Source organism: Sphingobium bisphenolivorans (assembly GCF_000412635.1).
Lineage (GTDB): Bacteria > Pseudomonadota > Alphaproteobacteria > Sphingomonadales > Sphingomonadaceae > Sphingobium > Sphingobium bisphenolivorans.
On sequence record NZ_ASTG01000002.1, the window covers coordinates 47,877 to 61,726 of the forward strand.

Below are 13,850 nucleotides of genomic sequence, written 5' to 3' on the forward strand. Positions count from 1 at the left end.
CTATTTCATTATCTTTGGGAGACTCAAAGTGGCGGCGAAATGGACGCCGGAAAGCTGGCGGGAGCATAAGGGCATTCAGATGCCCTCCTATCGTGATGCGGAGGCTCTGGCCGCCGTGGAGGGACAGCTCAGTCAGTTTCCCCCGCTCGTCTTTGCCGGCGAAGCGCGGAACCTGAAGCATGATCTTGCCAAGGTCGCGAACGGAGAGGCGTTCCTGCTGCAGGGCGGCGATTGCGCCGAGAGCTTCGCTGAGTTCCACCCGAACAACATCCGCGACACTTTCCGCGTGCTGCTGCAGATGGCGGTGGTGCTGACCTTCGCGTCCAAGCTGCCGATCGTGAAGGTCGGCCGGATGGCGGGTCAGTTCGCCAAGCCGCGCTCGGCCGATACCGAGACGATCGGCGGTGTGGAGCTGCCTAGCTATCGCGGCGACAATGTGAACGACATCGCCTTCACGCCCGAAGCGCGCGAGCCCGATGCGCAGCGCATGATCCGCGCCTACAACCAATCGGCCGCGACCCTCAACCTGCTGCGCGCCTTCTCGACCGGCGGCTATGCGAGCCTCGACCGGGTTCATGGCTGGATGCTCGATTTCATGGGCCGCTCGCCTTGGGCCGCGAAGTTCGATGCCATGGCAGACCAGATCGGCCAGGCGCTCGACTTCATGCGCGCCTGCGGCCTGTCGCCCGACACCGTGCCCCAGCTTGGCGGAACCAGCTTCTACACCAGCCATGAAGCGTTGTTGCTCCCCTATGAGCAGGCGCTGACCCGGCAGGATTCGCTGACCGGTGACTGGTACGACACGTCGGCGCATATGGTCTGGATCGGCGATCGCACGCGGTTCGAAGGCTCGGCCCATATCGAATATCTGCGCGGCATCGGCAATCCGATCGGCATGAAGTGCGGCCCGAGCCTGGAGCCGGATGCGCTCATCCGCCTGCTCGACATCCTGAACCCCTCGCGCGAGGCGGGGCGCATCACGCTCATCTCCCGCTATGGCCATGACAAGATCGAGGCGGGCCTGCCCAAGCTGGTGCGCGCGGTCATGAAGGAAGGCCATCCGGTAGTCTGGTCCTGCGACCCGATGCACGGCAATGTCATCAAGGCGGCCAATGGCTACAAGACGCGCCCGTTCGACCGCATCCTGGCCGAGGTGCGCGGCTTCTTCGCGGTGCACCGCGCGGAAGGCAGCTTCGGCGGCGGCATCCATGCCGAGATGACGGGCCAGAATGTGACGGAGTGCACCGGCGGCGCCATCGCCATCACCGACGAGGGGCTGGCCGATCGCTACCACACCCATTGCGACCCGCGCCTCAACGCGGCGCAGAGCCTGGAACTCGCCTTCCTGCTCGCGGAAATGCTGAACGAGGAACTGAAGGAACGCCGCGCCGCGGCCTGATCCTTCACAACGAACAAAATCGATCCCGCCGCGTGGACACCTCGCGGCGGGATTTTTTATGGCACAATCCCCTGCGCCATGCGGCGGCTTGAGGGGAATATATCGTGCGCGCCCATCTAGATACAGGATCAACTCGGCGAACCTACCCCCTCCCCGTTCGCCCTGAGCTTGTCGAAGGGCTTGCCCATTCCCCAAAGAAAAAGGGGTTCGACTGGCTCAGCCCGAAGGGAGGCACGTGGAAGGAAAGACCATGACCGAAGCATTGGCCGTCGAAACCCGCAGCTTCCGCGATCTGCGCGCCTTTGCGGAAGGCGCGACCATCCCTGCCGACGCACAAGGGGATGCTTTCCTCGCCAGCCGCGCCACGCTCGGCCTGCCGCAAGGCCCTGTCTCCGTCAGCCTGATCGCCCTGCCCCAAGGGCGTGGCCGGGTAGAAACCCTGCCCGACGACGAATTTCTCATCCTTCTCGACGGCGCGCTTACGCTTGAGAGCAGCGACAGCACGACGCAACTCACCGGCAATCAGAGCGCTGTCGTCACCAGGGGGAGCGGCTTCACCTGGTCCTCGCGCGACGGTGCACGCCTGATCGCCATGCGCCGCAACGGCAGCCCCGCCGCCGCGCCGGCGATCATCCCGATCGATGAGAGCGCGCCGCTCGAACCATCTGGCGCGCCGCTTGCCGAACTGCTCGTCGGCCCCACACCCAGCTGCCGCAACTTCACCGATTATCGCTCCGCCGACACGGAGTTCGTGTGCGGCACATGGGATTCCACGCCCTACCACCGCCGCTCCATGCCCTATCGCCATTATGAGCTCATGCACCTGCTGCAAGGCAGCGTGACTTTCGTGGATGGTGAGGGGCGCGAGCAGACATTCCGCGAAGGCGACATCTTCCTGGTCGAACAGGGCGCGCATTGCAGCTGGGAAAGCCGCGAGCACGTCAAGAAAGTGTACGCCATCTACCGTCCTGCCTGAGCAGGCGTCTCCGGCGGGCTGAACGGTCAACCGTCCCTTGGCCGTTCAGCCCGTCACACCGGCGTAACAATGCCGTGATTTCAGCCCTTGCTTTGGCGGCGCAGCAAGATAGCCTCCGCCCATGGCAAAGGAACCGGCATTGGCGACCATCGCCGTCTACAGCCTCAAGGGGGGCGTTGGCAAAACCACCTTCGCGATAAACCTCGCCTGGGCATCGGCCTGCATCTCCAAGCGCCGGACGCTGCTGTGGGATCTCGATCCGCAGGCGGCGTCGAGCTGGCTGATTTCCACTGAGATGGAGAGCCGCGATGCGGCACAGGCGATCTTCAGCAAGGATGTGGAAGTCCGCAGGCTGATCCAGCCGTCAACCGTGCCCGGCCTCGACCTCATCGCCGCCGACACGTCGCTGCGCAGCCTTGATCATCTGTTCCGCGAAATGGACAAGAAGAAGCGGCTTGCCAAGCTGATCGATACGCTGAGCCGCGATTATGACCGCATCATCCTCGATTGCCCACCGGGCCTTACCGAAACAAGCGAGCAGGTGCTGCGCGCCGCCGACATGATCGTGATCCCGGTCATCCCCTCGCCGCTCGCGCAGCGCGCCATGGGGGAAGTCGCCCGCTATCTGGTGCAGCGCGGCGGCAGCCATCCGCCGATCATGCCGGTTTATTCGATGGTCGATCGCCGCCGCAGCCTGCACCGCGCCGCGCTCGACTCGCAGCCCGGCTGGCCCGCCATCCCGATGGCAAGCACGGTCGAACAGATGGCGGTGCGCCGCAAGCCGCTCGGCGCCTTCGCGGCAGCCTCACCCCCGGCGCAGGCGTTCGCGGGGCTGTGGACCTCGATCGAGCGGCAGGTGCAGAGGGTTTAGGCGCTGGCCCTCAACGGGTCGCGCGGGAACAGGGTGAGTGCATCGGCAGCCGACATCGGCCGCCCGAAATAATAGCCCTGCACCTTGCGGCAGCCCAGCCGCCGCACCATCGCCAGTTCGGCTTCCGTCTCCACCCCCTCGGCTGTGGTCGCCATGCCCAGGCTGTCGGCAAGGGTCACGACGGCGCGAATGATCGCCAGGCTCGCCGCCTTGTTGTTAGACGCGCCCACGACGAAGCTGCGGTCGATCTTGATCGTATTGAAGCGCGTGCGGCTAAGATAGCCGAGCGAGGAATAGCCGGTGCCGAAATCATCGAGCGAAAGCTGGACGCCGAGCGCGAGCAGCTGATCGAGAATCTTGAGTGAGCCCGCAGCGGCGTTGACGAACAGGCTTTCGGTCACTTCCAGCTCCAGCCGGTGGGCATCAAGACCGCTTTGGCCCAGCGCGGACACGACCGCCGCGATAAAGCTGGGGTGCGTCAGCTGCTCGGCCGACACATTCACCGCGACCCGCACCGGGTCAGGCCAGCGCGCCGCCTCCATGCACGCGGTCCGCAGCACCCATTCGCCGATCGGACCGATCAGCCGGGCTTCCTCGGCCACCGGCACGAACTTGGCGGGCGAAATCGGCCCCATTTCGGGATGTGTCCAGCGAGCCAGCGCCTCGAACCCGAGAATGGCGGCGCTGTCCGCATCCACGACCGGTTGGTAAAGGACATGCAGTTGATCCTTCTCCAGCGCGTCACGCAGCGCCAGTTCCAGCTTGCGGCGTTCTTCCGCCTGCGCGTGAAGTTGCGGCTCATAGGCGCAATGCATGCCCCCGCCTTCGCTCTTGGCGCGATAGAGCGCCAGGTCGGCGCTGCGGATCAGCGCTTCGGGTTCTACCCCATCCTGCGGCGCGACCGCCGACCCGACCGAGGCGCCGACGAACAGCATGTGCTGATCGACCTGGTAGGGTGTGGACAGGCCGCTGATGATCGCGGCCGCCAGCCGGTCGATCGCGTGTTCGGGGCCGGAGTGCGGAATGACGATGGCGAACTCATCGCCCCCGATGCGGCCGCAGAATTCACTGCCGGAGCAAATATGACGCAGCCGTCGCGCTACCTGGCTCAGCAGCTTGTCGCCGATCTGATGGCCCAACGTATCGTTGACCGCCTTGAACCGGTCGAGATCGATCATCAGGAAGGCGCAATTGGCCGTTCGGCCAACGCCGCCGCCGCTCATCGCCTGGTCGAGAACGTCGCGCAGATGGGCGCGATTGGGCAAGCCGGTCAGCGCATCGAAGCGCGCAAGCTGGGTGATCCGCTCGGCCGACTCCCGCTGTTCCGTGATATCGGAGCCGACGCCCCGAAAGCCGAGGAACGCGCCCGCATCATCATAGCGGGGCGAGGCCGACAATTCCCACCAGCGGGTCAGTCCCTTGACCTCGACCGGCAGCACGACGTTGCTGAAGCTTTCTCGGCGTTTCAGATGGTCGGCAAGCCCATGAAGACCGGCCGGGAACAATCCGCTGTCCCACGCGCTGCCGGCCAGCACCTGGACCAGTAACGCGCCTTCGACGGCGCTTGCCGGCACCCCCAGCATCTCTGCAAGGCGCGGAGATACGCCGTTCAGCCGCCGCGCTGCATCGGTCTGCCACAGCCAGTCCGGCGCGCCCTGGTCATATTCGCGCAGCAGGAGGCTCACGACCTCGCTCTTTTCCTCGAGCTGGACGCTGGCGCTGTGCTGACGGGTGAAGGTCCGCGCATAGATGAAGCAGCCGACCAGCAGCGACAGGGCGTAGCTGGTCGCCAAGGCAAGTAGCGGAAGCTGGCCGCTGGCATTGAACATCCCCGGCAAAGCCGCGACGCAGGGCAGCAGGAAGCCGGTGGCGGCGAGCGGCGTGGCCGCGAAACTGATCGCGCCGCACACCATGACGCAGCTGATCAAGGTCCAGTGCGCGACCAGCTCAGCCGGACCATGCCCGGTCGGCATCGACACCATGCACCCTGCCCAGAGCAGCCCGTGGAGCAATCCGCCAAGGCCCTGCGAGCGCAGATCGGCGACCGTCAGCCCGCCATAGCCTGACGACCGCCGGCGGCTGCAGGATAGGATATTCAAGACAATCGACAGGATCAGCAGGACGCTGAACAGCGACAGGCGCGAACTCGCCCCGTGGCCGCCGAACACCTGCCAGAGGAAGATCAGGCCGAAGAGGTTCATCGCGTGGCGGAGCAGCGCGACATTGTCGCCCGAGCGCAGTTGCGCCGCGAGGACGCGGGCGGCGGCTTCGCCTCGATCGCTGCCGAGCCCCATCATCGCCTTCAGCGAGACGCGCTCCTGCTGTTCCGGTTCAGGGATCGAGTGTTGCCCGCTTCTCACCCCGACGGTTTAGCGACAAGCGGTTAGCAATCCGTAACCCGCGCGCCTGCTCTTAGGGGTTATATCCTTTGACAAGGGGCAGGAAAGCGGCCTCGACTCCGTTCGCTCAGGCCGCGATATCATAAGGGCGGATTTCACCCGTCAGATAGAGGTTGCGCGCCTTCGACCGGCTGAGCTTGCCCGAGCTGGTCCGCGGCAGGGTGCGCGGCGGCACCAGTTCGACGACGCAGTTCATGCCGGTGATCGCCCGCACCCGCTCGCGAATCTGGTCGCGCAACCGGGTGCGCTCGTCATTGTCGGAGGTGCGGCAATGGACCAGCACCGCAGGCGCTTCCTCGCCGCCCGGCGTGGTGATCGCGAAGGCGGCAATGTCGCCCTGCTTGAAGCCGGGCAGCTGCTCCACCGCCCATTCGATATCCTGCGGCCAGTGATTCTTGCCGTTGATGATGATCATGTCCTTGGCGCGGCCGACAATGTAGAGATAGCCGTCGCTCAAATAGCCCATGTCTCCGGTGTCCAGCCAACCACCGGCCATGCAGGCGTCGGTCGCCTCCTGGTCGCGGAAATAGCCAACCATGAGGCTGGGTCCGGTGGTCCACACCTTGCCGATCTGCCGCTCGCCAAGTACCCCGCCATCCTCGTCGCGGATTTCCACGATCATGTCGCGCGCGGGCTTGCCGCAATTGACAATCGAGCGGAAGCGCTGCGGACGTCCTTCGGTTGCGTCGCCGCCGGACAGGTCGGTTTCCTCGACCAGTTCGACGATGATGCCCTCGCCCGGCGGCATGATGGTGACCGCCAGCGTCGCCTCAGCCAGGCCATAGCTCGGCAGGAACGCCCTGGGGCTGAAGCCCGCGTCGCCGAATGCATCGACGAAGCTCTGCATCACGTCGGGGCGGATCATGTCCGCGCCATTGCCCGCCAGCCGCCAGCGTGACAGGTCGAAACGGTCCTGGGCCTTGGTCTGGCTCGACATGCGCCGCGCGCATATGTCATAGCCGAAGGTCGGCGAATAGCTGATCGACGTGCCTTCATTGCGGCTGATGAGATCCAGCCACGCCAGCGGACGGCGGGCAAAATCCTCGGTCTTCATATAATCGGTCGAAACCTGGTTGGCGACGACCGACAGGAAGCAGCCGACCAACCCCATGTCATGATACCAGGGCAGCCAGCTGATGCAGCGGTCGCTGTCCTGCACCTGCATGCCATGGCTGTGGGCGGCGAGGTTGCTTAGCAGCGCGTGGTGGGTCACCGCCACACCGTGAGGGAAGCGGGTCGAGCCGCTCGAATATTGCAGATAGGCGATTTCTTGCGGCTGCGCTTGCGGCAGGTCGCAGGCAACGGCTTCGCGGGCGATAAAATCCTCGAACGCGATGCTCTCGACATTTTTCTGACGGCCGGACTCACCTGCCATCTCTTCCAGCTCCTTGGGGAAGAGGAACAGCATCGGGTCGCAGCTGTCCAACTGCACATTGAGCTGGTCGATATAGCTTTCCTTGCCACCGAAGCTGGTCGGCAGCGGCAGCGGGACCGGCCAGGCGCCGGCATAGACGATGCCGAAGAAGAGCTGCGCGAAATCCGCGCCCGTCTCCGCCACCAGCGCCACGCGATCCTGCGGTTTCACCCCATGGGCGATCAGCCGGTGGGCGCAGGCGATGGCGTCGGCGCGCAATTCGCTGAACGGATAGGGCCGCGCCAGATTGCCGCGTGCGTCATGGAAATTAAGGCCCCGCTGCCCCATCGCAGCATAATCCAGCGCTTCGCCCAGCGTCTCGAAATCCGAGAAGCGGCGGGGCAGATCGTCGGTGGTCGGCGTAGGTGCCATCATGCTTTGCGAACCCGTCATGTTGGTGTCACCCAATGTCATATTTGTCATAATCATATGTCCGGGCGCGCCGCTAACAGCTTTGAAGCGGCTTTGCACCGGATATTGCATTCCAGCTTGGTCTTCTAGCGCATAAGGGGCGGTAAAATTCCGGCCCGACTGTGGCATAATCAAGGCGTTTGCAGCATGGTGCGCGGGCATGAACGGCAAACGACCCCGCCCCCCGCTGGATGAAGAGGGCCTGCGCGAACTGGCGCTCCGCTATGTCAGCCGCTTTGCCACCAGCCGGGCGAAGCTGCTCTCCTACCTCCAGCGCAAATTGCAGGAACGCGGCTGGGGCGGCGAGGGTCCCGCTGATCCAGAGGCGCTGGTGGAACGGTTCACCGACCTGCGCTATGTCGACGACGCGAGCTATGCCGTGATGAAAAGCGCTTCGCTCGCCCGGCGCGGCTATGGCGCGCGCCGTGTCGCTCAGACGCTGCGCGCAGACGGCATTGCTGAGGCTGACCGTGTGCAAGCCCACGCGCAGACCGAGAAGGAGGCCTGGTCTGCCGCCGATCGCTTCGCCCGCCGCAAGCGCCTCGGCCCCTATGCACAGGCTCGCCCGGACCCCAAGCAGCGCGAGAAGGCCATCGCCGCCTTCCTGCGCGCGGGCCACAGCTACGACATGGCGCGGCGCTGGATTGACGCTCCGCCTGGCGAGGTGCCCGAGCCTCAAGAATGAGCGCCTGTGCTCCTGCAAAAAGCGGGAGCCTGGTTCCGCCGCCTCAACTGGCTCTGTCTTCGCAGGGCGCATTGTCTTCCCTATGGCACCCCGCCAGCTGTTGCAGTAACCCGCTCTCCATGAAGCGCTTTTTCCTCATCGCAGCCACCCTCCTCACCGCCTGTTCCCAAAGCGCCCCGAAAGCGGAAAACGCCGCATCCATCGCGAGCACCCAGTCCACAACCCTGCTACCCCTAACCATCCGCACCCCCAGGGCCGAACACCGTTTCAACGTCGAGGTCGCGCTCTCCCCCAAGGAGCAGGAGAATGGCCTGATGTTCCGCAAATCGCTGGCGCCGGACGGCGGCATGCTTTTCCCGATGGACCCGCCGCGGACGGCCAGCTTCTGGATGAAAAACACGCTCATCCCACTCGACATGCTGTTCATTCACACCGACGGCACGATCGCCTTTCTGAAGGCCAATGCCCAACCCTATTCGCGAGAGCCCGTATCGGCCGGCATCCCCGTCATCGCTGTCCTCGAACTTCCGGGAGGGCGCGCGGCAGAATTGGACATCCGGCAGGGTGACCGCGTCCGTTGGGGGAACTGCGCCGCCTTGGCCGCGGACAAGGGACGCATCGCGCTCAACTTCTGCCCCGATTAGCGCTCCGCCCATAGAAGCGCCTTGCCAAGCGCCAGCCGCAGCGGCTAAGCGCTTCGCCCATGGGAATCCTTGGCAAGATCTTCACCTGGTGGGATGGCGCAACCATCGGCACTTCACTCTTCACCTCCCGCAACGGCACGAAGGTCGGGGAGGATCATCAGGGCAATCTCTATTACGAAGGCGGCAAGGACCCGAACGGGCTGACGCGCCGCTGGGTCATATATAACGGAAATAATGACGCGAGCCGCGTGCCTGCCGAATGGCATGGCTGGCTCCATCACACGATTGAAGGCACGCCGGAAAGCTTTTTGCCGCCGCCGCGCATCTGGGAACGGGATTTCACCCCCAACGCCACCGGCACACCCAACGCCTATCGCCCCTCGGGCGCGCTCGAAAAGGGCGGCCAGCGCCAGAAGGCGACCGGCGATTATGAGGCGTGGAGCCCCGACGCATCATGATGCAGCGCCTGGCGGGGCGCTTCCTGCCGATCCTGCCTTGCGCACTGGCACTGATCGTCACCGGCTGCGGCGGGGATGACATGCCCACCAGCAATCAAAGCGGCCCCGTCCGCATAGAGGGACAGAAGATCCGCAACGGCGGTGGTGCGGCGGCACTTCCCGGCACGCCCATGGCGGAGCGGGCCGCGGTGATCGGCCTGCTCAACAAGCGCAACGGCATCACCACAGACCTCACCATGAAACCCGGCGAAGCGCTGCGCGTGGGCGACGCCATCGTTCGGCTACAAGCCTGCGAAACGACCGCACCCTGGGAAAACGTCCAGGAGACCGGCGCCTTCGTGCAATTGGACGTGCGTAGCACCGCCGACAATAAATGGCGCCGCAACTTCTCGGGCTGGCTTTTCAAGGAACGGCCCGACCGCAACGTGGTGCAGCACCCGATCTATGACGTCTGGGTCAGAAGCTGCACAATGGCTTGGCCTGATACCGGGCCTGACACGGTGAAGCTGGGAGATAAGGGCGGCGTATCGTCGGCACGGGGCAGCGATACCGCATCGCCGGCCAGCGGCGAAAATGCCAGCTCTGCCCAGACGCCGGAGCCGCCTGCCAGCACATCGCGTCCCGCCGCCAACGGCACCCCGTCCAACGCTCCTGCCAACGACTGAAGATATTCGCGCTGGCTGATCTCGATCGCGCCGAGCGATCGGAGATGCTCAGTCATGAACTGGCAGTCCAGCAGGGTGAAGCCGCCGAACCGCATCCGCGCCGTCAGCCAGGCGAGCGCCACCTTGGACGCGTCGGTTCGCCGCGACACCATGCTTTCCCCGAAAAAGGCGCGCCCCAGTGCCACGCCGTACAGGCCGCCCACCAGTTCCTCACCCTCCCAGACCTCGACACTATGGGCGAAACCGATCTCGTGCAGATGGCGGTAGGCGCGTTCGATTGGATGATTGATCCAGGTCGATGGCCGATCGACGGCCGCCTCTGCGCATAGCTGGACTATGCCGGCGAAGCTGCGGTTGGCCGTGACACGGAAGCGATCGCGTTTGATCGTCTTGGCCAGCGAATGCGAGATATGGAAGCCGTCGAGCGGCATGACCGCCCGCCGTTTCGGCTCGATCCAATAGACCTCGTCCGCTTCGCGGTCGTCGGACATGGGAAACACGCCGATCGCATAGGCCTGCAACAACACCAGCGGATCAATCGTCATCAGCCAAAGACTTACCCTGTGACACGCAGACATGCCAGAGGGCGTTTGCGGCTTCAGGCGTCAATCATGGATAGGTCGGGAGAGGGCGCGACCGCCCTCCCGCCCAATCTCACGGATAGCGCGTGCTCCAGTCCGCAGGGTAAGGCGCCTGCCAGCGCGACTTGGGCGCCCACGCCGTTCCTCTTGGTGCGAAGCCTTCCTCTACCGTGCCGACGCGCGTCATGGCATCCTTCGTGGCTGCGTCCCGGCAACTCGGAGCGACGGGACTGGCGCTGTCGGACTCGCCCAGACGTCCGCACAGATAGCGGGCGGTCAAGGAGACGCGATGGCGCAATTCGGCTCTCCCTGCCGCTGTGCTGAGGTCCAGATCGGCGTAGCTCACCGCTTGCGACAGCGACTGAACATTGCTCGGTACCTGGCCGTAGCGGCCCATGACGATGATCTCCTCGTCACTCTGCGCCAGAGCCGGGACGGCCGCGGCGAGCATGAAGCCGGCGAGGGCAATCCCCGCCACTGTCAAAGCCGATGTTTTCATGGGGGCATCCTCCTTATATTCCGGAGACGACTGCGACACGCTCAAGCATTGTTCGCCGTCAGATGCCCAACGAGAGGGAAAGAGCTTCGTTCCGCGCCCGGACTTCTTGCGGGCACCCGTATCGCACAAGAAAAAGGGCGGCACCTTGCGGCCCGCCCTCTTCCGGTCAGCTTATGGCAGGACTTAGTAAACGCGTGCCTTGGGCTTGATATATTCTGCCTCGTCGGTGAGCGTATAATCGTGCACCGGGCGGTAATCGAGCGACACCTTGCCGCCCTTGCCGCCCCAGCCATCAAACCAGCTGACGGTGTGCTTCATCCACCGCTCGTCGTCGCGGTTCGGGAAATCCTCATGCGCGTGCGCGCCCCGGCTTTCCTTGCGATTTTCCGCGCTGACCATGGTGCAAACCGCCTGGGACATCAGGTTGTCCAGTTCCAGCGTCTCGATGAGGTCGGTATTCCAGATCAGCGAGCGGTCGGACACGCCGACATCAGCCAAGCTGGCGTTGACCTGCGCCATCTTGGTGACGCCCTCGGCCAGCAGCGCGCTGTCGCGGAACACGGCGGCATGCTTCTGCATGGTGTGCTGCATTTCCAGGCGGATCTTGGCCGTCGGCGAGCCGCCCTTGGCGTTGCGGTAGTGATCGAGCCGCGACAGCGCCAGATCGGCTGCATCCTTGGGCAGCGGACGGTGCGAACCATTCGGCTGGATCGTCTCCTTAAGGTGCAGACCGGTTGCGCGGCCGAACACGACAAGGTCGATCAGCGAGTTGGAGCCAAGGCGGTTCGCACCATGGACCGACACGCAGGCCGCTTCGCCGACAGCGTAGAGGCCCGGCACCACGACTTCGGGATCGGCGCCAACCTTGGTCACCACCTGGCCGTGATAATTGCAGGGGATGCCGCCCATATTGTAGTGGACGGTCGGCGTCACCGGCAGCGGCTGGCGGGTCAAATCGACGCCTGCGAAGATCTTGCCGCTCTCGGTAATGCCCGGCAGGCGCTCCGCCAGCACCTTGGGATCGATATGGTCGAGGTGCAGGAAGATGTGATCCTTGTTCGGACCCACGCCGCGGCCTTCGCGCATTTCCATCGCCATCGAGCGCGACACGACGTCGCGCGACGCCAGATCCTTCGCCGACGGGGCATAGCGTTCCATGAAACGCTCGCCTTCGGAGTTGGTGAGATAGCCGCCCTCGCCGCGCGCGCCTTCGGTGATCAGCACGCCCGCGCCGTAAATGCCAGTCGGGTGGAACTGCACGAACTCCAGATCCTGCAGTGGCAGACCCGCGCGCAGCACCATGCCGCCGCCGTCGCCCGTGCAGCTGTGCGCCGAAGTGGCGGAGAAATAGGCGCGGCCATAGCCGCCCGTCGCCAGCACGACCGCCTTGCTGCGGAAGCGATGGATCGAACCATCCTCCATGCAGATGGCGATGACGCCCCGGCATTCCTTGCCGTTCGGGCCATCTTCCATGATGAGGTCGATGGCGAAATATTCGATGTAGAAGTCCGCGTCATATTTCAGCGACTGCTGATACAAAGCGTGCAACATGGCGTGGCCGGTGCGGTCGGCAGCGGCGCAGGTGCGCTGCACCGGCGGGCCGGCGCCCATATTTTGCATGTGACCGCCGAAGGGACGCTGATAAATCGTCCCATTCTCGTTGCGACTGAACGGCACACCGGCATGTTCCAGCTCGATCACAGCCGCCGGCGCTTCGCGCACCATATATTCGATCGCGTCCTGGTCGCCCAGCCAGTCGGACCCCTTGACGGTGTCGTACATATGCCAGGTCCAGTGGTCGGGCGAATTGTTGCCAAGGCTCGCCGCGATGCCGCCCTGCGCCGCCACGGTGTGGCTGCGGGTCGGGAACAGCTTGGTGATGCAGGCGGTCTTGAGGCCCGCCTCGGCGCTGCCCATGGTCGCGCGCAGGCCGGAGCCGCCCGCGCCTACCACCACCGTGTCATAGGTGTGGTCGATGATCTTGTAGGCTTCGGTCGACATCAGGAAGCGGCCCCCATGAATGCAATCTTCGCGATGGCGAAGATCCCGGCGGCCGCGCCGCCGATGGCGTAGAAGTTCAGCAGCAGGATGCAGAAGAAGTTCAGACCCTTGTCGTGAACATAGTCCTCCAGCATGATCTGCATGCCGAGGCGCAGGTGATAAAAGACACTGACCAGCATGAGCATCAGCGGCACGGCGACCAGCGGATTGGCGATCCAGTTGCGGACGCTTTCATAATCCAGGCCGGGCAGGCTCACCAGGCTGAAGATCAGCCACAGCACCAGCAGCAGGTTGCCAACAGCAGTGTAGCGCTGCGCCAGCCAATGATGCGCGCCATGCTTGGCCGAGCCAAGGCCGCGAACGCGGCCGATTCCGGTTCCGCTACCCATCAGATTTTCCCCGAGAAGATGGTGGCCCATAGCGCCACGGTGGCGAGCGTCGACAGGGCCGGGATCACCATCGACCAGGTCTTGTTGACGTTGAGTTCATAGCCCGCGCCCAGGTCGAGCACGAAGTGGCGCAAGCCCGACATCATATGCTGGAAGAAGAACCAGCTGATGCCGATCATGACCAGATAGCCGATGGGCGAAGTCGCGCAGGCGATGAACCTGGCGTAGGCCTCCGGTCCAGTCGCGGCGGCGAGCAGCCACCACACCACGCCCAGAATGCCGACGGTCGCCAGACCATTGCCGGTGATGCGGTGCAGAATGGAGATCGCCATGTGCGGCCCCCATTTCCAGATCGTCAAATGCGGCGAGAGCGGCCGGCTTTTGGTTCGCGCCATCGTTACTCCGTCCCTGAAGCTTATCCCTGATTCCCGTCCCCTTAAGAGCGAAACCAGTCAAGG

13 protein-coding genes and 1 pseudogene are annotated in these 13,850 nt (G+C 64.5%); 7 read left to right on the forward strand and 7 right to left on the reverse strand.

Annotation, left to right across the window (positions count from 1 at the left end):
• Nucleotides 1-28: 28 nt before the first annotated feature.
• The 3 genes from L858_RS0102065 (at nt 29) to L858_RS0102075 (ending at nt 3,246) form a co-directional block, all read left to right on the forward strand.
• A complete protein-coding gene (locus L858_RS0102065; RefSeq protein WP_022681489.1) occupies nt 29-1,399 on the forward strand; it encodes a class II 3-deoxy-7-phosphoheptulonate synthase in 1,371 nt (456 codons plus the stop codon).
• A 250-nt stretch (nt 1,400-1,649) separates the two neighbouring features.
• Entirely contained in the window at nt 1,650-2,375 is a 726-nt protein-coding gene (locus L858_RS0102070) for a cupin domain-containing protein (protein ID WP_022681490.1), read from the forward strand.
• 121 nt (nt 2,376-2,496) lie between these two features.
• On the forward strand, nt 2,497-3,246 hold the full coding sequence (locus L858_RS0102075; RefSeq protein ID WP_022681491.1) for a ParA family protein: 750 nt from the start codon (nt 2,497-2,499) through the stop codon (nt 3,244-3,246).
• On the opposite strand, the gene L858_RS0102080 is transcribed toward L858_RS0102075, so the two are convergent.
• Nucleotides 3,243-5,543: a putative bifunctional diguanylate cyclase/phosphodiesterase gene (locus tag L858_RS0102080; RefSeq protein WP_022681492.1), complete on the reverse strand. Its 2,301-nt coding sequence runs from the start codon at nt 5,541-5,543 to the stop codon at nt 3,243-3,245. The genes L858_RS0102075 and L858_RS0102080 overlap by 4 nt on opposite strands.
• Before the next feature lie 169 nt (nt 5,544-5,712).
• Nucleotides 5,713-7,473 (reverse strand): fatty acyl-AMP ligase, encoded by a 1,761-nt coding sequence (locus L858_RS0102085; RefSeq protein WP_037504251.1) that lies wholly within the window; start codon nt 7,471-7,473, stop codon nt 5,713-5,715.
• A 157-nt stretch (nt 7,474-7,630) separates the two neighbouring features.
• On the opposite strand from L858_RS0102085, the gene L858_RS0102090 reads away from it, so the two are divergent.
• From L858_RS0102090 to L858_RS22470, 4 genes and pseudogenes are all read left to right on the forward strand, one after another.
• Nucleotides 7,631-8,155: a regulatory protein RecX gene (locus tag L858_RS0102090; protein WP_022681494.1), complete on the forward strand. Its 525-nt coding sequence runs from the start codon at nt 7,631-7,633 to the stop codon at nt 8,153-8,155.
• Nucleotides 8,156-8,274: 119 nt separating this feature from the next.
• Nucleotides 8,275-8,799 (forward strand): DUF192 domain-containing protein, encoded by a 525-nt coding sequence (locus L858_RS0102095; RefSeq protein WP_022681495.1) that lies wholly within the window; start codon nt 8,275-8,277, stop codon nt 8,797-8,799.
• A 59-nt stretch (nt 8,800-8,858) separates the two neighbouring features.
• On the forward strand, nt 8,859-9,257 hold the full coding sequence (locus tag L858_RS0102100; RefSeq protein WP_022681496.1) for an NADH:ubiquinone oxidoreductase subunit NDUFA12: 399 nt from the start codon (nt 8,859-8,861) through the stop codon (nt 9,255-9,257).
• Nucleotides 9,258-9,493: 236 nt separating this feature from the next.
• Nucleotides 9,494-9,664 (forward strand): annotated as a pseudogene (locus tag L858_RS22470) (DUF2155 domain-containing protein); the annotation flags it as partial.
• Between the two features lie 35 nt (nt 9,665-9,699).
• Here L858_RS22470 and aat read toward each other — a convergent pair.
• The 5 genes from aat to sdhC form a co-directional block, all read right to left on the reverse strand.
• Nucleotides 9,700-10,467 (reverse strand): leucyl/phenylalanyl-tRNA--protein transferase, encoded by a 768-nt coding sequence (aat, locus tag L858_RS22155; protein WP_022681497.1) that lies wholly within the window; start codon nt 10,465-10,467, stop codon nt 9,700-9,702.
• Between the two features lie 109 nt (nt 10,468-10,576).
• Nucleotides 10,577-11,002, reverse strand: coding sequence for a UrcA family protein (locus tag L858_RS0102110; protein ID WP_022681498.1), 426 nt, complete (start codon nt 11,000-11,002; stop codon nt 10,577-10,579).
• Between the two features lie 183 nt (nt 11,003-11,185).
• Nucleotides 11,186-13,003, reverse strand: coding sequence for a succinate dehydrogenase flavoprotein subunit (gene sdhA, locus L858_RS0102115; RefSeq protein WP_022681499.1), 1,818 nt, complete (start codon nt 13,001-13,003; stop codon nt 11,186-11,188).
• Nucleotides 13,003-13,392, reverse strand: coding sequence for a succinate dehydrogenase, hydrophobic membrane anchor protein (gene sdhD, locus L858_RS0102120; protein ID WP_022681500.1), 390 nt, complete (start codon nt 13,390-13,392; stop codon nt 13,003-13,005). Before sdhD ends, sdhA begins: the two co-directional genes overlap by 1 nt.
• Nucleotides 13,392-13,787, reverse strand: coding sequence for a succinate dehydrogenase, cytochrome b556 subunit (sdhC, locus tag L858_RS0102125; protein ID WP_022681501.1), 396 nt, complete (start codon nt 13,785-13,787; stop codon nt 13,392-13,394). The genes sdhD and sdhC overlap by 1 nt, the downstream gene beginning before the upstream one ends.
• Nucleotides 13,788-13,850: the final 63 nt, after the last annotated feature.